At 63.4% G+C, this 21,946-nt stretch carries 18 protein-coding genes, 4 tRNA genes and 2 pseudogenes; 4 read left to right on the top strand and 20 right to left on the bottom strand.

Annotated elements, in window-relative coordinates; translation table 11 throughout:
• Positions 1–36: 36 nt before the first annotated feature.
• The 15 genes and pseudogenes from rpoB to ASF77_RS18680 all read right to left on the bottom strand — a co-directional run bounded on the left by rpoB (position 37) and on the right by ASF77_RS18680 (position 10,030).
• Entirely contained in the window at positions 37–4,146 is a 4,110-nt protein-coding gene (rpoB, locus tag ASF77_RS18740) for a DNA-directed RNA polymerase subunit beta (RefSeq protein WP_056342799.1), read from the bottom strand.
• 286 nt (positions 4,147–4,432) lie between these two features.
• A complete protein-coding gene (rplL, locus tag ASF77_RS18735) occupies positions 4,433–4,807 on the bottom strand; it encodes a 50S ribosomal protein L7/L12 (RefSeq protein ID WP_056342796.1) in 375 nt (124 codons plus the stop codon).
• Positions 4,808–4,876: 69 nt separating this feature from the next.
• Positions 4,877–5,401 carry a 50S ribosomal protein L10 gene (gene rplJ / locus ASF77_RS18730; RefSeq protein WP_056342793.1) on the bottom strand — a complete coding sequence of 175 codons (525 nt, stop codon included), beginning with the start codon at positions 5,399–5,401 and terminating at the stop codon, positions 4,877–4,879.
• A gap of 278 nt (positions 5,402–5,679) precedes the next feature.
• Complete coding sequence (gene rplA, locus ASF77_RS18725) at positions 5,680–6,375, bottom strand: 50S ribosomal protein L1 (RefSeq protein WP_056342791.1); 696 nt, start codon at positions 6,373–6,375, stop codon at positions 5,680–5,682.
• On the bottom strand, positions 6,375–6,806 hold the full coding sequence (gene rplK, locus ASF77_RS18720; RefSeq protein ID WP_056342788.1) for a 50S ribosomal protein L11: 432 nt from the start codon (positions 6,804–6,806) through the stop codon (positions 6,375–6,377). Before rplK ends, rplA begins: the two co-directional genes overlap by 1 nt.
• A 115-nt stretch (positions 6,807–6,921) precedes the next feature.
• Positions 6,922–7,551, bottom strand: a complete 630-nt coding sequence (gene nusG, locus ASF77_RS18715) for a transcription termination/antitermination protein NusG (protein WP_056342785.1) — start codon at positions 7,549–7,551, stop codon at positions 6,922–6,924.
• A complete protein-coding gene (secE, locus tag ASF77_RS18710; protein WP_056342782.1) occupies positions 7,551–7,940 on the bottom strand; it encodes a preprotein translocase subunit SecE in 390 nt (129 codons plus the stop codon). The genes nusG and secE overlap by 1 nt, the downstream gene beginning before the upstream one ends.
• A gap of 36 nt (positions 7,941–7,976) precedes the next feature.
• Positions 7,977–8,052, bottom strand: a tRNA-Trp gene (locus ASF77_RS18705).
• 111 nt (positions 8,053–8,163) lie between these two features.
• A pseudogene (locus ASF77_RS24710) lies at positions 8,164–8,403 on the bottom strand (elongation factor Tu); the annotation flags it as partial.
• 1 nt (position 8,404) lies between these two features.
• Positions 8,405–9,155: pseudogene (locus tag ASF77_RS18700) on the bottom strand (elongation factor Tu); the annotation flags it as partial.
• Between the two features lie 2 nt (positions 9,156–9,157).
• Positions 9,158–9,492, bottom strand: a 335-nt coding sequence (locus ASF77_RS24995) for a GTP-binding protein (protein ID WP_229445527.1), incomplete at its 3' end; no start/stop codon positions are given.
• A gap of 33 nt (positions 9,493–9,525) precedes the next feature.
• The coding region (locus ASF77_RS18695) for a GTP-binding protein (protein WP_017452634.1) at positions 9,526–9,645 on the bottom strand (120 nt) is incomplete at its 3' end.
• A 77-nt stretch (positions 9,646–9,722) separates the two neighbouring features.
• Positions 9,723–9,797, bottom strand: a tRNA-Thr gene (locus tag ASF77_RS18690).
• Between the two features lie 36 nt (positions 9,798–9,833).
• A tRNA-Gly gene (locus ASF77_RS18685) sits at positions 9,834–9,907 on the bottom strand.
• A 38-nt stretch (positions 9,908–9,945) separates the two neighbouring features.
• Positions 9,946–10,030, bottom strand: a tRNA-Tyr gene (locus tag ASF77_RS18680).
• Positions 10,031–10,252: 222 nt separating this feature from the next.
• Between ASF77_RS18680 and ASF77_RS18675 the strand changes: the two genes are divergently transcribed.
• Positions 10,253–13,507, top strand: a complete 3,255-nt coding sequence (locus ASF77_RS18675; RefSeq protein WP_056342778.1) for an EAL domain-containing protein — start codon at positions 10,253–10,255, stop codon at positions 13,505–13,507.
• Here ASF77_RS18675 and ASF77_RS18670 read toward each other — a convergent pair.
• From ASF77_RS18670 to ASF77_RS18655, 4 genes are all read right to left on the bottom strand, one after another.
• A complete protein-coding gene (locus ASF77_RS18670; protein WP_056342774.1) occupies positions 13,470–15,053 on the bottom strand; it encodes an HDOD domain-containing protein in 1,584 nt (527 codons plus the stop codon). The two genes, ASF77_RS18675 and ASF77_RS18670, sit on opposite strands and share 38 nt — an antisense overlap.
• A 31-nt stretch (positions 15,054–15,084) precedes the next feature.
• Positions 15,085–16,707: a response regulator gene (locus ASF77_RS18665; protein ID WP_056342771.1), complete on the bottom strand. Its 1,623-nt coding sequence runs from the start codon at positions 16,705–16,707 to the stop codon at positions 15,085–15,087.
• Between the two features lie 167 nt (positions 16,708–16,874).
• Positions 16,875–17,798, bottom strand: coding sequence for a J domain-containing protein (locus ASF77_RS18660; protein ID WP_056342768.1), 924 nt, complete (start codon positions 17,796–17,798; stop codon positions 16,875–16,877).
• Positions 17,799–17,912: 114 nt separating this feature from the next.
• The gene (locus ASF77_RS18655; RefSeq protein WP_056342766.1) at positions 17,913–19,061 is read right to left on the bottom strand and encodes a class I SAM-dependent methyltransferase; all 1,149 of its coding nucleotides are present in this window, start codon (positions 19,059–19,061) and stop codon (positions 17,913–17,915) included.
• A gap of 55 nt (positions 19,062–19,116) precedes the next feature.
• On the opposite strand from ASF77_RS18655, the gene ASF77_RS18650 reads away from it, so the two are divergent.
• Genes ASF77_RS18650 through ttcA form a run of 3 tightly spaced genes read left to right on the top strand, consistent with a single transcriptional unit; the run spans position 19,117 to position 21,255 of the window.
• On the top strand, positions 19,117–19,905 hold the full coding sequence (locus ASF77_RS18650; protein WP_229445494.1) for an SDR family oxidoreductase: 789 nt from the start codon (positions 19,117–19,119) through the stop codon (positions 19,903–19,905).
• A gap of 31 nt (positions 19,906–19,936) precedes the next feature.
• The gene (locus tag ASF77_RS18645; RefSeq protein ID WP_056342764.1) at positions 19,937–20,335 is read left to right on the top strand and encodes a dihydroneopterin aldolase; all 399 of its coding nucleotides are present in this window, start codon (positions 19,937–19,939) and stop codon (positions 20,333–20,335) included.
• The gene (gene ttcA / locus ASF77_RS18640; RefSeq protein WP_056342761.1) at positions 20,332–21,255 is read left to right on the top strand and encodes a tRNA 2-thiocytidine(32) synthetase TtcA; all 924 of its coding nucleotides are present in this window, start codon (positions 20,332–20,334) and stop codon (positions 21,253–21,255) included. The genes ASF77_RS18645 and ttcA overlap by 4 nt, the downstream gene beginning before the upstream one ends.
• A 53-nt stretch (positions 21,256–21,308) precedes the next feature.
• On the opposite strand, the gene ASF77_RS18635 is transcribed toward ttcA, so the two are convergent.
• Positions 21,309–21,941 carry a GNAT family N-acetyltransferase gene (locus ASF77_RS18635; protein ID WP_229445493.1) on the bottom strand — a complete coding sequence of 211 codons (633 nt, stop codon included), beginning with the start codon at positions 21,939–21,941 and terminating at the stop codon, positions 21,309–21,311.
• Between the last annotated feature and the right edge of the window lie 5 nt (positions 21,942–21,946).

Here is a 21,946-nt window from a genome sequence, read left to right as displayed (position 1 = left end):
TACGGGAAAGGGAAAGGCTCCCCTTCCCTTACCTTCTTAGTTACGCTCGAGGTCGATATCGATACCCAGCGAGCGGATTTCCTTGACCAGCACGTTGAACGATTCAGGCATGCCGGCGTCGATCACGTGGTCACCCTTGACCAGGTTCTCGTATACCTTGGTACGGCCATTCACGTCATCCGACTTCACCGTCAGCATTTCCTGCAGCACGTAGGACGCGCCGTAGGCTTCCAGTGCCCACACTTCCATCTCACCGAAGCGCTGGCCACCGAACTGGGCTTTACCGCCCAGCGGCTGCTGCGTCACCAGCGAGTACGGACCGGTCGAACGCGCGTGCATCTTGTCGTCGACCAGGTGGTGCAGCTTCAGCATGTGCATGAAGCCGACGGTGACCTTGCGCTCGAACGCTTCGCCGGTGCGGCCATCGTGCATCGTGACCTGGTTCTTCGACGGCGTCATGCCCAGGTGGGCAGCGATGTCGTCCGGGAAGGCCAGATCCAGCATGCGGCGGATGTCCTCTTCGTGGGCACCGTCGAACACCGGCGTCGCGAACGGCACGCCGCTCTTGAGGTTGTGCGCCAGGCTCAGGATTTCTTCATCGCTGAAGCTGTCCAGGTCTTCCTTGCGGCCGGTTTCGTTGTAGATCTTTTCCAGGAAGACGCGCAGATCCTGCGCCTTCGCTTGCGCCGCCAGCATTTCGCCGATGCGCCAGCCCAGGCCCTTGGCCGCCCAACCGAGGTGGGTTTCCAGGATCTGACCGACGTTCATACGCGACGGAACGCCCAGCGGGTTCAGCACGACGTCGGCCGGACGGCCGTCCGCCATGAACGGCATGTCTTCCACCGGCACGATACGCGAGACCACACCCTTGTTACCGTGGCGGCCCGCCATCTTGTCGCCCGACTGCAGGCGGCGCTTGACGGCCAGGTAGACCTTGACCATCTTCTGCACGCCAGGCTGCAGCTCGTCGCCTTGCGTCAGCTTCTTGCGCTTCTCTTCGAAGGCCAGGTCGTACTGGTGGCGCTTCTCGTTGATCGATTCCTTGATCGCTTCCAGGGCGTTCGCCGATTCGTCGTCCGCAGGGCGGATGTCGAACCAGTGGAACTTGTCCAGGTCGGCCAGGTATTCGGACGTGATGACCGCGCCCTTCGCCAGCTTCTTCGGACCGCCGTTGACGACCTTACCCACCAGCATACGCTCCAGACGCTGGAAGGCGTCGCCCTCCACGATACGCATCTGGTCGTTCAGATCCAGGCGGAAACGCTTCAGCTCGTCGTCGATGATCTGCTGTGCACGCTTGTCGCGGGTGATGCCTTCGCGGGTGAACACTTGCACGTCGATCACGGTGCCGACCATGCCCGAAGGCACGCGCAGTGAGGTGTCTTTCACGTCCGATGCTTTTTCGCCGAAGATCGCGCGCAGCAGCTTTTCTTCCGGCGTCAGCTGGGTCTCGCCCTTCGGCGTGACTTTACCGACCAGCACGTCGCCGGCGGTCACTTCCGCGCCAATGTAGACGATGCCCGACTCATCCAGGCGCGCCAGCTGGTTTTCAGCCAGGTTCGAGATGTCGCGGGTGATTTCTTCCGCGCCGAGCTTGGTGTCGCGGGCGACGACCGACAGCTCTTCGATGTGGATCGAGGTGTAACGGTCGTCCTTGACGACGTTTTCCGAGATCAGGATCGAATCCTCGAAGTTCAGGCCGTTCCACGGCATGAACGCGACAAGCATGTTCTGACCCAGGGCCAGTTCGCCCAGGTCGGTCGATGCGCCGTCGGCGATCACGTCGCCACGGGCAACGCGGTCGCCAACCTGCACGATCGGACGCTGGTTGATGTTGGTGTTCTGGTTCGAACGGGTGTACTTGATCAGGTTGTAGATGTCGACACCGACTTCGCCGGCTTGCGCCTCGTCGTCGTTGACACGAATAACCACACGGCCCGCGTCGATGTAGTCGACGACACCGCCACGCACGGCCTGCACGGTGGTGCCCGAGTCGACCGCGACGGTGCGCTCGATACCGGTACCGACCACGGCCTTTTCAGGACGCAGGCAAGGCACGGCCTGACGCTGCATGTTCGCGCCCATCAGTGCACGGTTCGCGTCATCGTGCTCGAGGAACGGAATCAGCGAGGCTGCGACCGAGACGATCTGGCCAGGCGCCACGTCCATGTACTGGATGCGCTCTGGCGAGACCAGGATCGTTTCGCCGGCTTCACGAGCCGAGACCAGTTCGTCGACCAGCTGGCCTTCGCCGTTGATCGCTGCATTCGCCTGGGCGATGATGTAGCGGCCTTCTTCGATGGCGGACAGGTAGTCGATCTTGTCGGTGACCTTCGAACCTTCGACCTTGCGGTACGGGGTTTCCAGGAAGCCGTACTCGTTCAGGCGGGCGTACAGAGCCAGCGAGTTGATCAGGCCGATGTTCGGGCCTTCAGGCGTTTCGATCGGGCAGACGCGGCCGTAGTGGGTCGGGTGCACGTCGCGCACCTCGAAGCCTGCACGCTCGCGGGTCAGACCGCCAGGGCCGAGGGCGGAAACACGACGCTTGTGCGTGATTTCCGACAGCGGGTTGGTCTGGTCCATGAACTGCGACAGCTGCGACGAACCGAAGAATTCGCGGATCGCGGCCGAGATCGGCTTGCTGTTGATCAGGTCGTGCGGCATCAGGTTGTCCGCTTCGGCCTGGCCGAGGCGTTCCTTGACGGCGCGCTCCACACGCACGAGGCCGGCGCGGAACTGGTTTTCGGCCAGTTCGCCCACGCAACGCACGCGGCGGTTACCCAGGTGATCGATGTCGTCGACTTCGCCGCGGCCATTGCGCAGCTCGACCAGGATCTTGATCACGGCCAGGATGTCTTCGTTCGACAGCGTCATCGCCCCGGTCAGCTCATCGCGGCCGATGCGGCGGTTGAACTTCATGCGGCCGACAGCCGACAGGTCGTAGCGCTCAGGGCTGTAGAACAGGCCGTTGAACAGGGCTTCGACCGACTCTTCGGTCGGCGGTTCGCCAGGACGCATCATGCGGTAGATCGCCACGCGCGCGGCCATCTGGTCGGCGGTGTCGTCGGTGCGCAGGGTCTGCGAGATGTAGCCGCCCTGGTCCAGGTCGTTCGTGTACAGGGTCTGGATGGCGTCGACGTTGGCGTCGCGCAGTTTGCCCAGCAGCTCGTCGGTCAGCTCGTCGTTGGCCGAGGCGATGATCTCCCCGGTGTCGGCGTCGACGATGTTGCGGGCGACGATGCGGCCGATCAGGTAGTCTTCAGGCACCGAGATGGCCTTGATGCCGGCCGCTTCGATGTCGCGCACATGCTTGGCATTGATGCGCTTGTCCTTCGTCACGAGGGTCTTGCCGGTCTTCGGATCGACGATGTCGAAGCGCGCGACTTCGCCGCGCAGTCGCTCGGACACGAATTCGATTTCCGCGCCTTCCGAGCGCAGGTTGAAGTTGTCGAACACGAAGAAGTTCGCCAGGATCTGTTCCGGCGTCATGCCGATGGCCTTCAGCAGGATCGTCACCGGCATCTTGCGGCGGCGGTCGACGCGGAAGAACAGGATGTCTTTCGGGTCGAACTCGAAGTCCAGCCACGAGCCGCGGTAAGGAATGATACGTGCCGAGAAGAGCAGCTTGCCCGACGAGTGCGTCTTGCCGCGGTCGTGCTCGAAGAACACGCCCGGCGAACGGTGCAGCTGGGAGACGATCACGCGTTCGGTACCGTTGATGACGAACGAACCGTTGGCGGTCATGAGCGGCAGTTCGCCCATGTACACTTCCTGCTCTTTCATTTCCTTGACGACCGGCTTGGTTGGCGATTCCTTATCCAGGATCACCAGACGCACCTTGGCGCGCAGCGGGGAAGCGAAGGTCAGGCCACGCTGTTGGCATTCCTTGACGTCGAAGGCGGGGTCGCCCAGCACGTAAGAGAGGAATTCGAGACGCGCGAAGCCGTTGTGCGACACGATCGGGAAGATCGAGCTGAAGGCCGACTGCAGGCCTTCGTTCTTGCGGACGGTGGGACCGGCGTCCGCCTGCAGGAAGTTCTCGTAGGATTCGAGCTGGGTAGCCAGAAGATATGGAACGTTGTGAACGTTGGCGCGCTTCGCGAACGACTTGCGAATGCGTTTCTTCTCAGTAAATGAGTAGTGCATGGACACTCCGTGAGTGACAGAAAGGATGAGAATTCAGAGATTGCCAGTGGTGGAGCGACCACATACAAGGCCTCAAGTCTCTTACTGTTCCGCCAGATGAAAAGGACAGGCTACTGCTGTGTTACGATTTTGCGTACTGCGTGTTCTGTGTTGCGGTGCTGCGATACGACGGTGATGCGTTTGCGGCAGGGACGACAAAAGAGCCAAAGCCGCAGCCCCGCCTTCCGACGGGGCTTGCAAGCTTTGACTCCGGCTTTGGGCACCTTGCGATGCCCATTGCTTTTGATTACTTCAGCTCGGCCTTGGCGCCTGCATCTTCCAGCTTCTTCTTAGCGGCTTCAGCGTCAGCTTTTGGCATGGCTTCTTTCACGGCCTTCGGTGCACCGTCGACGACGTCTTTGGCTTCCTTCAGACCCAGACCGGTGATTTCACGGACGGCCTTGATGACGCCGACCTTGTTCGCGCCGACTTCGGTCAGAACCAGGTTGAATTCGGTCTGCTCTTCGACTGCAGCAGCAGCAGCGCCGCCGCCAGCTGCCGGAGCCGACATTGCAGCTGCCGACACGCCGAACTTCTCTTCGAAAGCCTTGACCAGGTCGTTCAGTTCCATGACCGACATTGCGCCAACTGCGTCCAGGAACTCTTCTTTGCTAATTGCCATTTGAAACTCCAAATATATTGTGTGTGTAGTACAGGGTTAGTTCTACTTGAACAGAAAGTCGCGAAGCGATTACGCTTCGGTGGCTTCCGCTGCCGGAGCAGCGGCGCCTTCGCCTTTTTGTGCTGCGACTGCAGCCAGAACTCGTGCGAAGCCCGACACCGGTGCCTGCATAACGCCCAGCAGCTGGGCGATGAGGACTTCACGGCTCGGGATGCTTGCCAACGCGGTCACGCCAGCTACGTCGAGCTGCTTACCTGCGTAGTTACCGGCTTTCACGACCAGCTTGTCGTTGGTTTTGGCGAAGTCGTTGATGACTTTCGCTGCTGCAACGGCGTCGTCCGAGATCGAGTAGATCAGCGGACCGGTCATGGCGTCAGCCAGTGGGGCAAACTGCGTGCCTTCGACAGAGCGGCGTGCCAGCGTGTTCTTCAGAACACGCAGGTACACACCCTGCGAACGCGCGGCTGCACGGAGTTTCGTCAAGTGACTAACCTGGATGCCACGGTACTCGGCTACGACGATCGTTTGCGCGGTTGCTACTTTCGCGCTCACTTCTTCGACGACGGCCTTTTTGTCATTCAGATTAAGACCCACGGTCAATCTCCTTAATTAATGCAAACAAAAGCGTTTGCATCGGTTCGAACACGGCGTCCGAAGTTAAGAAGTCAAACTAACGCGGATGAATTCACGCAGCATGGACTACAAAACTTGTTCGGGTACACCATCTGCGTTGGGTGGTCTATTAACCTCGGGCTCAACCTCTGCCTTCGGCCCAACGGTCTTTGATTGCCTGCCGGAGCGGTGTTCTTGCTCCGACAGCCCAAAGATGCGCCCCGCTAATGTTTTGCGGGGACTTGATTCTTTACTGAAGCTTAGGCAGCCAGCGAAGCGTGGTCGACGCGGACGCCTGCGCCCATGGTCGACGAGATCGCGACCTTGCGCAGGTACACGCCCTTCGACGTGGCCGGCTTGGCCTTGTTCAGTGCGTCGATCAGTGCAGCCAGGTTGGCTTGCAGGTCGGCGTCAGCGAACGACTTGCGGCCGATCGTTGCGTGGATGATGCCTGCCTTGTCGGTACGGTACTGGACCTGACCGGCTTTGGCGTTCTTGACCGCGTTGGCGACGTCAGGGGTGACGGTGCCGACTTTCGGGTTAGGCATCAGGCCGCGTGGGCCCAGGATCTGGCCCAGGGTACCGACGATACGCATGGTGTCTGGCGAAGCGATGACGATGTCGAACGGCATGTCGCCGGCCTTGACGCGCTCGGCCAGGTCTTCCATACCGACGATGTCGGCGCCGGCTGCACGTGCAGCTTCAGCCTTGTCGCCCGAAGCGAAGACGGCGACGCGCACGGTCTTGCCGGTGCCTGCTGGCAAGACGACCGAACCGCGGACGACTTGGTCCGACTTCTTCGGATCCACGCCCAGCTGAATCGCGACGTCGATCGATTCGTTGAACTTGGCGGTTGCGAATTCCTTGACGATCGACACTGCGTTGTCGAAGGCGTAGACCTTGTTACGGTCGACTTTCGCTTTCATTTCTTTGACGCGCTTGGACAGCTTAGCCATTACAGACCCTCCACCGTGATGCCCATCGAACGTGCCGAGCCGGCGATGATACGCACTGCGGCGTCCATGTCGGCAGCGGTCAGGTCCGGCTGCTTGGTTTTTGCGATTTCTTCAGCCTGGGCACGGGTCAGCGTACCGACTTTGTCGGTATGTGGCTTCGGCGAACCCTTGGTGATGCCGGCGGCTTTCTTGATCAGGTAGGTTGCCGGTGGAGTCTTCATCACGAAGGTGAAGGACTTGTCGGCGAACGCGGTGATCACGACTGGGATCGGCATGCCTGGCTCGACACCCTGGGTCTGGGCGTTGAACGCCTTGCAGAACTCCATGATGTTCAGACCGCGCTGACCCAGTGCTGGGCCGATCGGTGGGGATGGGTTTGCTTTACCAGCCGGCACTTGCAGCTTGATAAAACCAATAATCTTCTTGGCCATGATGGCTCCTTGGTTGCTTTGAGTAGTAGCGCCCCACCGCTACGCTACTACCGGCTCGGCGGGGCTCCTCTTACCGGATTCCGCCTTGCTGCTGCGACGCTCCGATTATTGCGTTTTAAACTTTTTCTACCTGCCCGAACTCCAGTTCCACCGGAGTTGCGCGGCCGAAGATGGTGACAGTCACACGCACCTTCGATTTTTCGTAATTCACTTCCTCGACGTTGCCGTTGAAGTCGGTGAACGGGCCTTCCTTGATGCGGACTTGCTCGCCCACTTCGTACAGCACTTTCGGCCGTGGCTTTTCGACGCCTTCCTGCACCTGCTGCATGATCTTGTCGATCTCGCGCGCTGGGATCGGGGTCGGCTTGTTCGATTTCCCGCCGATGAAGCCGGTGACCTTGCTGGTGTTTTTCACCAGGTGCCAGGTCTCGTCGGTCATTTCCATCTCGACCAGCACGTAGCCAGGGAAGAAGCGGCGCTCGGTAACCGATTTGCTGCCATTCTTGACTTCCACGACTTCTTCGGTCGGCACCAGGATCTGGCCGAACTGCTCGCTCATGCCGGCGCGCTCGATGCGCTCGGTCAGGGCGCGCATGACGCTCTTTTCCATGCCGGAGTAGACGTGAACGACGTACCAGCGCTTGTTGCTGACCGGGACGCTCAGGGGAGCAGCGTCTTGAGCCGGGGCGCCAGCGTCAGATGCCGGAACTTCGTCCGGCACGTTGTCTTGCACATTTTCGTTCATCATTGTTTCCACCCCAGGACCAGGTCGTACAGCAGGAATTCCAACAGCTTATCCGTGCCCCACAGGAAGATCGCCATGACGACGACAAAAGCAAAGACGATCATGGTGATCGTGGTTGCTTCCTTGCGGGTAGGCCAGACGACTTTCTTGGTTTCGCGAACGGACTCTTTGGCGAAGTTCAGGAATTCACGACCGGAAGTGGACGTCCACAAAAGCAGGACAGCAAAAACTAAACCAGCCACAAGTGCGCCGGCGGCGACGAAGGCTGGTTTGTTTTGGCCTTTCAGGTAAAAGAACCCGATTACGCCTGCAATCGCGGCAACCACCGCCAGGGCCACCTTAAACTTGTCATTCGAGGTGCTAACGGTTTGCACGGATTGATTAGACATTCTTCTTTACTTTCGGTGCTGCGCACCAGAATTCGGTGGCAGGGGCGGAGGGAATCGAACCCGCGACCTTCGGTTTTGGAGACCGACGCTCTGCCAATTGAGCTACACCCCTACGAAGACTTCAGCTGAATCGCGCATTCTACAGCATACGCGCGCATGCCGTCGAATGTTTTTGAAGAGGTGGTTGGCACCACCTCTTCGGTACAACAAACTACTTTATTACTTAGGCAATGATCTTGGCAACCACGCCGGCGCCGACGGTACGGCCGCCTTCGCGGATTGCGAAGCGCAGGCCTTCTTCCATCGCGATCGGGTTGATCAGCTTGACGGTGATCGACACGTTATCGCCTGGCATGACCATTTCCTTGTCCGCTGGCAGCTCGATCGAGCCGGTCACGTCGGTGGTACGGAAGTAGAACTGCGGACGGTAGTTGTTGAAGAACGGGGTGTGACGGCCGCCTTCNATGATCTTGGCAACCACGCCGGCGCCGACGGTACGGCCGCCTTCGCGGATTGCGAAGCGCAGGCCTTCTTCCATCGCGATCGGGTTGATCAGCTTGACGGTGATCGACACGTTATCGCCTGGCATGACCATTTCTTTGTCCGCTGGCAGCTCGATCGAGCCGGTCACGTCGGTGGTACGGAAGTAGAACTGCGGACGGTAGTTGTTGAAGAACGGGGTGTGACGGCCGCCTTCATCTTTCGACAGAACGTAGATCTCGCCGGTGAAGTGGTTGTGCGGCTTGATCGAGCCTGGCTTGGCCAGAACCTGACCACGCTGGACGTCTTCACGCTTGGTGCCGCGCAGCAGCAGACCGACGTTGTCGCCAGCTTGACCCTGGTCCAGCAGCTTGCGGAACATTTCCACGCCGGTGCAGGTSGTCTTGACGGTRTCGATGATGCCGACGATTTCGATTTCTTCGCCGACCTTGATGATGCCGCGCTCGACACGACCGGTGACGACGGTGCCGCGACCCGAGATCGAGAACACGTCTTCGACTGGCATCAGGAAGGCGCCGTCRACAGCGCGCTCTGGCGTCGGGATGTAGCTGTCCAGTGCGTCGGCGAGGCGGGTGATGCACTCTTCGCCCATTTCGCCTGGCTGGCCTTCCAGCGCCATACGTGCCGAACCCTTGATGATTGGCAGGTCGTCGCCTGGGAACTCGTACTTCGAGAGGAGCTCACGCACTTCCATTTCGACCAGTTCCAGCAGCTNNGGGCCGTCAGCGGCCGAGCACACCAGGATCGCGCCGTCCATCTGCGCTGCACCGGTAATCATGTTCTTGATGTAGTCGGCGTGGCCTGGGCAGTCGACGTGCGCGTAGTGGCGCGCTGCGGTTTCGTACTCGACGTGCGCGGTGTTGATGGTGATGCCGCGTGCTTTTTCTTCTGGAGCCGCATCGATCTGGTCGTATGCTTTAGCTTCGCCGCCGAACTTCTTCGACAGAACGGTTGCGATTGCAGCCGTCAGGGTGGTTTTGCCGTGGTCAACGTGACCGATGGTGCCGACGTTGACGTGCGGCTTGGTCCGCTCGAATTTACCTTTTGCCATTTGAGACTCCTAACGATATTTTGAGAATTACCNGAACTTCTTCGACAGAACGGTTGCGATTGCAGCCGTCAGGGTGGTTTTGCCGTGGTCAACGTGACCGATGGTGCCGACGTTGACGTGCGGCTTGGTCCGTTCGAATTTACCTTTTGCCATTTGAGACTCCTAACGATATTTTGAGAATTACCAGGCACACCTGACGGACGAGTACAGCGCACTGCCGTTTTAAATTCTGGTGCCCTTGACGTGGATTGAACACGTGGCCTCTCCCTTACCAAGGGAGTGCTCTACCACTGAGCTACAAGGGCTTATTGTTTGCACCGCACAGACTGCAGCGCATTTACTGGAGCGGGTGAAGGGAATCGAACCCTCGTCGTAAGCTTGGAAGGCTTCTGCTCTACCATTGAGCTACACCCGCGAGGTACAACTTCAATTCGACTTCACGACATCTTCATTTGGTGGTGGGGGCTGGATTCGAACCAGCGTACTCAGAGAGGGCAGATTTACAGTCTGCTGCCTTTAACCACTCGGCCACCCCACCGCGAAGAACCGCAGAGTATGAAGCAAGCTCAACATGCTGTCAACTATTTTTGCCAACCTTCTTGGCCTGGCTCAAATAGCAGCGTTGCTTCGGGGCGTGATTGTAACCGTAGGGGGTAGGAATCTGCAAGGTTCTTTTTTCAAGGCGCCGTCGACGAGTGGCGCGCCGCCTGAGCGCCCGCTGCGGTACTGTATGCCTCAGGCATGTAAATACTCCCCGCACATGGACAGCAAGGCGCCCCACTACCCCCGTTGGAGCTGGCCGCAGATCCTCGTTGCCAGCCTCTCGATCATCGCGGTCTATCTTGCGATGCGCCTCATCAACAACTGGCTCGCGCTGCCGGCGGGCTACGCTTTGCCCCTGTTCCCGCCCGCCGGTGTCGGCCTGGCCCTGGCCACCGCCGGCGGCATGCGCGTGCTGCCCGCGGTCGCCATCGGCGCCGGCCTGGCCGCTTTCCCCCTGCACATCCACAATCCCGCCCTGTCGACCGCGGCCGCCGTGTTCGCCACGCTGGTCGGCGCGCTCGGCGCCCTGCTCCAGGCCTGGCTCGGCGCCAGCCAGTTCCGGCGCCGCATGCGGCCGGCGATCGACTCCGGCCACGACGTGATGGTGTACTTCCTGCTTACTCCGGTGATCTGCCTGACCAGCGCGACCATCTCGGTGCCGACGCTGTACGCGCTGGGCGCCTTCGAGGAAGTGGCCCAGCTGCGCTTCTGGTTCGCCTGGTGGGCTGGCGACACGCTGGGCGTGCTGCTGGCCGCACCGCTGTGCTGGATCATCTGCGGCTCGCCGCGCCGGCTGTGGCGCAGGCGTGCGCCCTTGGTCGCCCTGCCGTTGCTGCTGGCCAGCCTGTCGGTCGTGTCGATCTACCGCCTCGCGCTCGGCTGGGAACACGAGCAGCACCTGCAGCCCTATCGCCTGAAGGCGCAGCAGACGGCCGACGTGCTGCAGGCCGAATTCAACGAGCACGTGCGCTTCGTCGGTACCTTTGCGCGCACGCTGGCCGACACCGAACACATCCTCGCGCGCGACAAGTTCCTGCGCATCGGCAGCGGCTACGCCGACGGCCGCGCCGAGATCCAGGGCGTGAACTGGGCGGTGCCGGTGCAGGAAGCCGAGCGCGCCGGCTTCGAAGACTGGGTGCGGCGCACGGTCGATCCGAAGTTCGCCGGCATCCTGGACGATCAGGCGGGCAGCCTGGCGCCGGCCGGCCAGCGCGAGCGCTACCTGCCCGTGCTCTACACCTGGCCGCCGGAGAACAACCGGATTCGCGGCGTCGATTTCCTGGCCGCGCCGGGACGGGCGGCGGTGGCGGCCAAGGCGATGGGAACGCGCAGGCCGGTCGCCTCGGAGCCCTTCACCCTGCTGTCGACGCCGCAGCTGGGCATCGCCTTGCTGCGCGCGGTGGGCGAAGGAGCGGGGCCGCCGGCCGGGGTGCTGGTGTTCGTGCTCAATGCCGAGCGCCTGCTGCAGCAGGCGGTCGCGCGCTCCGGTTTCGATGGCTTCCATGCCGCCATGGTCGACGTCACGGACGGTGCGGCGCTGCCGGTGGCGGGCAGCCTCGGCCAGCCGCAGCGCGACGATTACCGCGTCGGCCTCTCCTTCGCCGGACGCAATTACCAGCTCAGTTTCCGGCCGACGGCGGCCTATATGGACGCCGAGACGGGTGCGGCCAGCTGGAGCGTGCTGTCGGCCGGCCTGCTGCTGACCGGGATGCTGGGCGCCCTGATGCTGCTCATCAGCGGCGAGCGCGCCGTCATCGAAGAGCAGGTGGCCGACCGCACGGCGCGCCTGCGCGACCGCGAAGCGCGCCTGGAAGCGATCCTCGACAACGCGGCCGACGCCATCATCACGGTCGACGCGGCCGGCATCCTGGTGTCGGCCAACGCGGCCACGGCACGCCTGTTCGGCTATCCGCCCCAGCATCTCATCGGCCTGTCGTTCGGCGCGCTGGTGCCCAATCCCGGCCCGGGCGGCGACGCCGGCGCCGAACTGGCGCGCCTGGCCACCGCCCCGCCCGAGGACTGCGTACTCGAAGGCCGCAACGCGCGCGGCGAAACCGTACCACTGTCGATCTCGGTGGCGCCGGTGCTGATGGGGCGCGAAGCCTTCTTTGTCTGCATCCTGCGCGACCTTACCGAGCAGCAGCGCTCGCAGGAACGCATCTACCGCCTGGCCCATCACGACGCTCTCACGGGCCTGGAAAACCGCTTCGCGCTGAACGTGCGCCTGGAACAGCAGCTGGCCTTGGCGCGCCGCCATAACGAGCCGGCCGCGGTGCTGTTCATCGACCTCGACCATTTCAAGAAGATCAACGATTCGCTCGGCCACGCGGCCGGCGACAAGCTGCTCGTCGGCGCCGCCGAACGCATGAAGGATTTATTGCGCGAAGTTGACACCCTTGCCCGCCTGGGCGGCGACGAATTCATCATCGTGCTGGCCGGGCCGCTGACCCCCGACAGCGTCACCACCGTAGCCGTGCGCGTGGTCGAATCGCTGTCGCAGCCCTACCAGCTGAACGGTTCCACCGCCCACAGCGGCTGCAGCGTGGGCGTGGCGCTGTTCCCGGACGACGGCGAGGATGCCTCGACCCTGATCCGCCACGCCGACATGGCGATGTACGCGGCCAAGCGCGAGGGACGCGGCAATTTCCAGTTCTTCTCGCCCGAGATGAATGCCGCCACCCACGAACACCTGCTGCTGGAAAACCGCATGTGGGGCGCACTGCACGCCGAGGGGTTCGAGCTGTACCTGCAGGCGCAGGTCGAACTCGAGACCGGACGCGTGATCGGCGCCGAGGTGCTGCTGCGCTGGAACGACCAGGAACTGGGGAGCGTCGAGCCGAGCCGTTTTATTCCCGTGGCCGAGGAAAGCGGCATGATCGTGCCGCTCGGCGACTGGGTGCTGGGCCAGACCATGGCCCTGCTCGCCCAATGGCAGCGCGAGGGCCTGGAAGACCTGCGCCTGGCCGTGAACCTGTCGGCACGCCAGTTCTCGGGTTCCTCCCTGCTCTCGCGCCTGGACGAACTGGTGGCGCACCACGGCATCGATCCGTCGCTGATGGAACTCGAGATCACGGAAACGGCGGCGATGCGCGACCCGGAAGCGACGCGCCAGCTGCTGCGCCAATTGCGCACGCGCGGCTTCAAGCTGGCGATCGACGACTTCGGCACCGGCTATTCGTCGCTGTCGTATTTAAAACTATTCGCGATCGACCGCATCAAGATCGACCGCGGTTTTGTGAAGGACATCGAGCACAATCCGAACGACGCCGTGATCGTCGCCGCCACCATCGGCCTGGCCCATTCGCTCGGGCTGACCGTGGTGGCCGAAGGCGTCGAGACCGAGGCCCAATGGGGTTTTCTACGCGACAAGCAAGGCGACGAAGCCCAGGGCTACCTGTTCGCGCGCCCGATGCCGGCGAGCGAATTCCGCGAATTCATCCGGCGGCAAGTGCAGCCAGTACCTGACGCTTGAGGGCGCGGATCATGGCTGTCTCGTCGGGAGGCACGCCTTCCGGCGCGACTACCGCGCGGTCGGCATAGAAAAAGCCCAGCTGCGCCTTGCCCACCACGAGCGGCAGCACGATAAAACTCTTCGCATCCGGCAGCAGCGTGCGGTGCCAGGACGGCAGCAGTTCGCGGATCTTGACGCTGGCGGCATCCGAGATCATCAGGTCGGCGTCGTTCTCCATCGCCAGCACGAACAGGTCGCGCGTGCCGCCTGCCGCCGCGGGAAAGGCGAAGCCGGCCTGCACCCGCGCCTGGTCGGTGCCGAAGGAGACGCGGGCGCGGTACTGGCCCGCGCGCGCATCCTTTAAACAAACGGTGGCGAAGCGAAAGCCGAGCGCCTTGTACAGCGTTTCGAGCACGGCCAGGATCACGTCGTTCACCCGCGCGCGGCCGGCGGCGCGCAGTTGGGTCACGTCCTGCACGCCGGCCAGCAGCAGCTCGCGCGCGTTCTTCGGTTTGCCGCTGGGCCAGGCGCCTTCGTCCTCCTCGCCGGCGTCGAGCGTGGCCAGCATCAGCACGTCGGGCAGGCCGGCGCCGGTGTCGGGCGCTTCCTTCGGCAGCGGCTGCAGGTTCATGCTTTCCATCAGGCCCTGCATGCCCTCGTTCACGTTCGTGAACAGGCGCTTCAGGCCGGCGGCGTCGATCTCGAAGGCGGCGCCGTAACGCGCCAGCAGCGCGCGCGCTTCCGGGGTGGCGGCCGGGTCGCTGCTCTTGCCCAGGAGACGCGCCACGTCCAGGCTGAAGGCGGCGACTTGCCGCATCCATTCGGCGCGGCTGCCGGCCACTTTCAATGGCCCCGGCGCCAGCGTGGCCTGGGCGCGCACGATCACGTCCGGGATCTTCCATTCGGCCAGCACGGCGGCGGACAAGGTGTCGTAGCTGCAGCCGAGGATCATCTGCGAGGCCTGCGCCGGCGTGTAGCGGGCGCCCGCATTCGCCTGCGCATTCGCCTGCGCATTCGCCTGATTAATGAGCTGGTTGATTTCGCGGTAGCGCTCGTGTTCGTGCGAAGCCACCAGCAAAGGGCCCAGGTTCTTGAACAGGGCGCCGATGGCCGCCTCTTCCGCACCCTGGTAGAAGGACAATCTCGCCATTTCGCGCCCCACCAGGCTGGCGCACAGGGCCGCTTCCAGTTCGACGCGCACGCTGCCGGCATGGGCGCCGTTGTCGAGGGTATCCACCAGCAGCATCGCCAGCGCCGTGGTTTTGACGTTGTCGAAACCGAGCAGCGCGATCGCGCGCGAGACGGTGGTCACGGCGGTGCCCGACACCGTGCGGTAGCGGATCGTGTTCGACAGGCGCAGGATGCGCTGGGTCAGTGCGACGTCGGAGAGGACGAAATAGGCGAGATCGTGCGGGCCCGGCTCGTCGGAATCGGCCAGTTCGATCACCCGCGCGATCGAACCGCCCAGGGCGAACATCTCTTCGTCGCCGTTCACTTTTTGCATGAGTGCCGCGCGCACGCGGCGGGTGGCGCCTTCATCAAGCGGCGCGATCGTTGTTGCTGACATCTGGAGTTACCGCTTTCCTGGCGCGTGCGCTCTATGATTTATGGGTCTTCTTGTATTTCTTGAGAACGCTCTGGTGCAGCGCCGTGAGCGCGGCCAGCTTCGGATTGCGCGGATCGAGGCGGCGCACGGCCGCCAGCTGGGCCAGCGCCTGCATGCCCAGCTTGTCGTCCCAGCCGGTGTGCTCCAGGCAGCGCAGCAGTGCCAGCGCGGCATTGAAGGCCACCTGCGGATTGCCCGGCATGCGCTGGGCCGCTTCCTGCATCAGGGTGACGGCGCCGGCATAGTCGCCGCTGCGCGCACGTTCGGCGCCGCCGGAGACCAGGTCGACCACGTGCTGGCGCGTTTCCTGGGCCAGCGCGGTGCCGAGTTCGGCGTGCCCGGCCTGGGCCATGACGCTCATCGCGCGATCCATCGCGCCGGCGTCGGCGGCATTGCGCATGACGTCGCGCACCAGGCTAGTGGCGCCATCGGCCTTGTCGTGCGCCAGGCAGCTGCGCGCCAGTTCGAGCTTCAGATCGGCCGACATGCCGGGTAAATCGCGGCTGGCCGCCACCGCGGCGTCGAGCGATTGCAGCAGGCGCTCCTGGTTGCCCGTGTATTCGTGCAGCAGTGCCGAGGAGATCGCGCTGCAGGCGTCGGCGTGGGTCTTGCCGCCCATCGAGCGGTCGAGGTCGCGAATCACCGAGGCGGCCGCCACCGGATCGCCCTTGCGCACCAGGGTGCGCACCAGTTTCACGTGGTCTTCGGGGTCGCGGAATTCCGAATATTTTGCTTTCGCCACCACCTGTTTCAGCACTTTTTCGGCGGTCTCGTCGTCGCCCGCTTCGAAGGCGACTTCGCCCAGCGTGCGCAAACGGCGCACCGCATGCGGCGAGACGGCGACGGCGCGTCCCAGCACCTGCTGCGATTGGGCGAGTTCGCCCATCGCCGTATGGGTGCGCGCCAGCCAGTCATAGGCGTCGACGAAATTCGTGTTGGTCTGCACCAGCTCGGTCAGCAGCGCGCCGGCCTCCTCGTACTGCTCGCGCAGGTACAGGGTCTTGGCCAGCCCGAGGCGGGCCCAGGCGATCGCCTTGCTCTCGGCCAGCTGGCGGTAGATCGGTTCGGCCTGATCGGCCTCGCCCAGGAACAGGTGCAGTTCGGCGCGCAGGCGCAGGAAGTCGACCGTGTAGCGCGGATGGGCCGCTTCGCCGGCGATGCAGGCCTCGATCGCCTCGTGCTGGGCGCCCGCCTCCATCAGGCGGTAGACGGGCAGGAAGACGTTCCGCTTCTCCAAAGCGCGCGCAATACGTTCGAGCAAGCGGTCGGCCGTGAACGGTTTCAGGATGTAGTCGGTGGGCGCGAGTTCGGCGGCGCTGACGACCTTGCCGTAGTCGCCCTCGGCGGTGACCATGAAGAACATCGTCGCCAGCGAAATGAGCTTATGGTGGCGCAGGTCTTCCAGCAGTTGCTGGCCCTCCTGGCCGCCTTCGAGGTCGTATTCGCACAGCACCAGGTCGAAGCTGCGCAGGGTCAGCTGTTTCACCGCCTGGTTGGCGCTGCTGGCGTGCTCGATGCGGGTCAGGCCGCACATGTTGAGCATGCTGTGGATATTGGCCCGCATGCCCGAATGGGGCTCGATGAGCAGGGCGGTGAGGCCGTCTAATTCGTTCATGGCTATTTCCGTTCAGGCCGGCGCTGGTCGCGGCTACGCTGGCCGCTGCTCGACGAGTATATTACGTCGAGGGAACAAAATACCTGAATTGGATGGTGACTTGCGGAAAAGCCGGTTGCAGATGGGAAAAAGCAACAGTTGGTGAGATTTGGACGGCGCCGTTCGGTTCAGAAACCGGCGTCGGCCCGGCGCGCGGCACGGTTGCTGCACTCGGCGCGCGCGCTGCTGCTGACGATGTTCTGGTAGCGCACCTCGTACTTGCCGGCCGCCAGGCCGTCGATGGTCAGCATGCCGTTGCTGAGCACATAGGCGTGGCGCACGTTCGAGCGGCGCTCGAGGTCGAAGATTTTCACAAACACCGGATTGGCGTTGGCGCTGTTGTCGACCACCACCGTCATCTCGCGCCCGCTGTTGCCGAGTGGGTAGCCGGGGATGTAGCCGGACTGATCCGGCCAGGCTTCGCCGTTTGGCGCGGCCGGCGTGGCAAGATCCGTGTCGCATTCGGGCTGGCGCGCCGGCACCATCAGCTGGGTGACGGCGAGCGCCTTGACGACGGCCGGCGGGGTCTTGGCCCCGGTCGGGATGGCCCAGGCGTCCGGATCGGGCGCCGGCACCGAGGTCACGGGGGCGATGGTTTCCGGCTTGGCGGTGAAGGCCAGGGCCGCAGGCAGCAGGCACGGCTGCTGCACCAGCACCAGCGCGCACACGGCGCCGATGGCCGCACCACCGAGCATGCCGAGCCACCAGCGCGGTTCGCGCAGCATGCGGCGGCGGTTACGCGTCGGCGCCGGGGTTTCCCAGTTTTCGCCGCGCGGACGGGGCGGTGTACCCTCTTCGCCGCTGCTCTCGAGCCACTCGACTTCCCATTCCTCGGCCGCGATCCACTCGTCATGCTCCTTGCGGCGGACCGGGTCGGACAGGATGTTGTAGGCGGTGTTGACGATCGCCATGATGCGGGCGGCCTTTTCGTCGCCCTGGTTCTTGTCGGGATGGTATTTCTGGCTGAGCGCCTTGTAGGCCGCACGCACGACTTCCTGCGGCGCGCCGCGCGCCACCTTCAGGTTATCGTAATGGGTGTGAATCTTGGCCATGAATGTGTGCCGCGTGCAGGTTCAGGTCGGGTTGCCGCTCTCCGGAGGCGTTCGAGCAACCCAACCGGTACAGCATAGCCGGGTTTGTATCCCCGGCGCAAGTTGTCAATTAGTCTACAGACGACTGCTGCGATCGGCTCGCACGATTGCATCCGGCAGCTCTACCTCGTGGCCGACAACGAGCACCTTGAACAATTCTCCCATTTCGCTTGGCGCTACGAGTTTATGTACGGCTTTCGACTGTGGCAAATAACGGACGGCATCGTTGGGATCCGTACGTAATAGCAGGTCACCGATGCCGCAAGCGAGCAGGAAGCCGGCCTGGTTCGTGTACGCCAGCACCGGCAGTCCGGCATCCTGGGCCGCCAGCGCCATGGCCGTGAAATCGACGTGGGCGGTGATGTCCTGCAGGCCTGGCAGAAAGAAGGGTTCCGGATGCGAGTGATGGCGGTAATGGCACATCAAGGTGCCGCCGCTGCGCTGGTCGACATAGTATTCGTGCGCCGGGAAGCCGTAATCGATCAGGATCGCCGCGCCCTTGCCGCCCTGGAACATGGATGCCAGCGAGCCCATGAAGCCGCAGGCGACCGGGTGAAGTTCGGTCAGATAACCCTGCGGCAGCGCGTCGGCCTCCGGAATCTGGCGCGCCAGCTGGGCCGCCAGGTCGGCGTTCAGCCGCGCCTGCACATACGTAAAACGGCCATCCTCGACCGTCACCATCTGGCGGCGCCAGCCGTCGGCCGTTTTCAGCACCAGCTCGACCGGCATGGCGTCGAGCACCTCGTTCGCCAGCACCACGCCGCTGAAGTTCTCCGGAAAACCGTCGCGCCACGCGACCTGCGGAAAATCTTTCAATGCTTCCTGCTGGCGCGCGCGCAATTCGCCCGACAGTTCGATGATGGTGTAGCTGTCGACGTGCACACCCTCTTCGCTCAGGGCGGTGAGGACGTCGCGCGCCAGCTTGCCGGTGCCGGCGCCGAATTCGATGATGTTGGGCGCGCTTTGGGCGATAATAGCGGCTGCCGCGCGTGCCAGCGCCTGGCCGAACAGGGGAGTCAGTTCGGGCGCGGTCGTGAAATCGCCGCTGGCGCCCAGCTTGGACGCGCCGCCGCTGTAGTAGCCGAGCCGGGGCGCATACAGCGCCAGCTCCATGAAGCGCGAGAAGGGAATGGCGCCGCCCGCAGTTTCGATGGCGGTGGCAATTTCCTGTTGCAAGGCGTGGGACGCGGCCAGCGCGTCGCTGTCGGGAAGGGGTAAGGACATCCCGGCATTGTAGCCAGATCGGCAGGGATCAACAATTTCAGCCAATGCAGACACTATGACGCACATCATGCCTCCCACCGGCGATGATCCAGCCCGGGTCGCGCTCGTGACCGGCGCCGGGCGCCGCCTCGGACGCGCCATCGCCCTCGGCCTGGCCGCTGCCGGCTGGGACATCGGCGTCCACTACCGCCATTCCGAACGCGAGGCGAACGAGACCGCCGACGCGATCCGCGCGCTCGGCCGGCGTGCCGCCCTGCTGCCCGGCGACCTCGGCGACGAGGCGGCGGTGCGCGCCCTGCCCGGTCGCGCCGCGGAGGCACTCGGCCGCGTCTCTTGTATTGTGAATAACGCTTCGTTGTTCGAATACGACAGCGCCACCACGTTTTCGCCGGGCCTGCTGGCGGCGCACATGAGCACGAATCTGACTGCACCGCTGCTGCTGGCGCAGGCCTTGCACGCGGCGACGCCGCACAACGAGCAAGCCGTGGTGATCAACCTGCTCGACCAGAAACTGTACAATCTGAACCCGGATTTTTTGTCGTACACGCTGTCGAAAGCGGCCCTCGACACCGCCACCAAGATGCTGGCCCAGGCGCTGGCGCCAACGGTGCGCATCGTCGGCGTCGCGCCCGGCATCACGCTGGTGTCGGGCGACCAGGACGAGGCAGGTTTTAACAAGGCGCACACGGTAACGCCCCTGAACCGTTCCTCGACCCCCGAGGACATCGCCGGCGCCGTCGTGTATGCGGCTTCGGCGCGCGCCCTCACCGGCACCACGCTGGTGGTCGACGGCGGCCAGCACCTGGTGCCGTTGGCGCGCGACGTGATGTTCCTTACCAAATAACACCGAATCAAAACTGACGAAGGCTTTTCTTATGCTGTCCGCCCTGACCCACCCGAGCTTGCGCGATTGCCGCCGGCTGTTCCTGCGCAATTACGAAGTGATGATCAACATCGGCGTGCACGACTTCGAGAAAAAGGGAGAACAGCGCGTCCTGATCAACGTCGACCTGTACATCCCGCTGGCCGAATCGACCCCGACCGCCGACCATCTGGACGAAGTCGTCGACTACGATTTCATGCGCGAGACCATCGCCCAGCGCATGGCGCAGGGCCACGTGCACCTGCAGGAAACCCTGTGCGACGACGTCGTGCGCGCCATGCTGGCCCACCCGCGGGTGCGTGCTGCGCGCGTGTCGACGATGAAGCCGGACGTGTATCCCGACTGCGAAGGCGTCGGCGTGGAAGTGTTTCAAATTAAGGAAGAAGCATGAGTGCAGTACTCAACGACCTGCCCGCCGACGGTGCGGATGCGAAGAAGCTGGAAAAGATCGCCTACGAAAACGGCAAGCTCCATAAACGCCTGTGCCGCCTGGTCGGCCAGGCGATCGGCGACTTCAACATGATCGAAGACGGCGACAAGGTGATGGTCTGCCTGTCCGGCGGCAAGGACAGCTACGCCCTGCTCGACATCCTGATGACGCTGCGCGAGCGCGCGCCGATCCACTTCGACATCGTCGCGGTGAACCTGGATCAGAAGCAGCCGAACTTCCCGGCCGAGGTGCTGCCGGCCTATCTCGACAAACTCGGCGTGCCGTATCACATCGAGAACCAGGACACGTATTCCATCGTCAAGCGCCTGATCCCGGAGGGTAAGACCACCTGCTCGCTGTGCTCGCGCCTGCGCCGCGGCATCCTCTACCGCGTCGCCGACGAACTCGGCTGCAACAAGATCGCCCTGGGCCACCACCGCGACGACATCCTCGAGACCTTCTTCCTCAACATGTTCTTCGGCGGGAAGCTGAAGGGCATGCCGGCCAAGCTGGTGTCGGACGACGGCAAGCACATGGTGATCCGCCCGCTGGCCTATGTGAAGGAAGCCGACACCGAGCGCTATGCCGAAGTAAAGGGTTTCCCGATCATTCCTTGCGACCTGTGCGGCTCGCAGGAAAACCTGCAGAGGAAGCAGATCAAGGCCATGCTGCGCGGCTGGGAAAAGACGCATCCGGGCCGCGTGGACAACGTGTTCTCGTCGTTGTCGACGGTCGTGCCCTCGCACCTGCAGGACCGCAACCTGTTCGGCTTCGTCGACCTGAAGACGGATGGCGTGCCCAATCCGCTGGGCGACATCGCCTTCGACGAGGAGCCGTGCTCGACGCCGGCGCCGAACACGATTTCGCTGACACAGCTGTAAATCGTCGCGCTTCATCAAAACGGCAGCGTGCCTACGCTGCCGTTTTTTTTACGTCAGCCGTCGATGTCGATGCCGAACAGCTGCAACTCGCGCGTCGTGTCCGGCGCCACGATGCTGCGCTCGAAGCGCAGGCCGAGTTTTTCAAGCAGGCGAATCGAGGCGGCATTGTCCGGCCGTACGGTGGCGACGACGCGCCGCAATCCGAGTGCGGCCGCATGCGCCATGACGCCCCGGGCCGCCTCCAGCGCATAGCCCTGGCCGCCGTACTGCGGCAGGAAGGCGTAGCCGATGTCGACGTCGTCGAGGAAATCGCGCTGGGCCAGGCCGCAGACGCCGATCGGACAAGCGTCCTCCTCCCGCTCCACGACGTAAAAGCCGAAGCCGTAGCGCGCCACCATCGCCACCGGCCCGGCCAGGATGTAGTCGCGTGCGGCGTCGAGCGTGCGCACGCCGCGGTCGCCGATGTAGCGATGCCAGGCAGGGTCGTTGAGGAGGCCGAGCATGAAGGCGGCGTCGCCCGCTTCCATGTGGCGCAGGCGCAGGCGTGCGGTTTGCAGGACGGTCGTCAAGGGCGTTCCCGGTTCGGTGAGGTGCTTGGCGCACAGCGTAGCACTGAAGAGCGCGGCGGCGCCATCGGCCGATGCTGCCGCTCCCCTGCCGCCTATGGTAAGTTCACGTTCTGTCACCCCAT

Origin of the sequence: Massilia sp. Leaf139 (assembly GCF_001424165.1) — a bacterium.
GTDB lineage: Bacteria > Pseudomonadota > Gammaproteobacteria > Burkholderiales > Burkholderiaceae_D > Telluria.
This window is presented reverse-complemented; position numbering and strand designations above follow the sequence as displayed.

Excerpts from the sequence above, each read along its gene's own strand:
- rpoB (WP_056342799.1), bottom strand. The coding sequence starts at position 4,146 with ATGCACTACTCATTTACTGAGAAGAAACGCATTCGCAAGTCGTTCGCG.
- rplL (WP_056342796.1), bottom strand. The coding sequence starts at position 4,807 with ATGGCAATTAGCAAAGAAGAGTTCCTGGACGCAGTTGGCGCAATGTCG.
- rplA (WP_056342791.1), bottom strand. The coding sequence starts at position 6,375 with ATGGCTAAGCTGTCCAAGCGCGTCAAAGAAATGAAAGCGAAAGTCGAC.
- rplK (WP_056342788.1), bottom strand. The coding sequence starts at position 6,806 with ATGGCCAAGAAGATTATTGGTTTTATCAAGCTGCAAGTGCCGGCTGGT.
- nusG (WP_056342785.1), bottom strand. The coding sequence starts at position 7,551 with ATGAACGAAAATGTGCAAGACAACGTGCCGGACGAAGTTCCGGCATCT.
- secE (WP_056342782.1), bottom strand. The coding sequence starts at position 7,940 with ATGTCTAATCAATCCGTGCAAACCGTTAGCACCTCGAATGACAAGTTT.
- ASF77_RS18675 (WP_056342778.1), top strand. The coding sequence starts at position 10,253 with ATGGACAGCAAGGCGCCCCACTACCCCCGTTGGAGCTGGCCGCAGATC.
- ASF77_RS18670 (WP_056342774.1), bottom strand. The coding sequence starts at position 15,053 with ATGTCAGCAACAACGATCGCGCCGCTTGATGAAGGCGCCACCCGCCGC.
- ASF77_RS18665 (WP_056342771.1), bottom strand. The coding sequence starts at position 16,707 with ATGAACGAATTAGACGGCCTCACCGCCCTGCTCATCGAGCCCCATTCG.
- ASF77_RS18660 (WP_056342768.1), bottom strand. The coding sequence starts at position 17,798 with ATGGCCAAGATTCACACCCATTACGATAACCTGAAGGTGGCGCGCGGC.
- ASF77_RS18655 (WP_056342766.1), bottom strand. The coding sequence starts at position 19,061 with ATGTCCTTACCCCTTCCCGACAGCGACGCGCTGGCCGCGTCCCACGCC.
- ASF77_RS18650 (WP_229445494.1), top strand. The coding sequence starts at position 19,117 with ATGACGCACATCATGCCTCCCACCGGCGATGATCCAGCCCGGGTCGCG.
- ASF77_RS18645 (WP_056342764.1), top strand. The coding sequence starts at position 19,937 with ATGCTGTCCGCCCTGACCCACCCGAGCTTGCGCGATTGCCGCCGGCTG.
- ttcA (WP_056342761.1), top strand. The coding sequence starts at position 20,332 with ATGAGTGCAGTACTCAACGACCTGCCCGCCGACGGTGCGGATGCGAAG.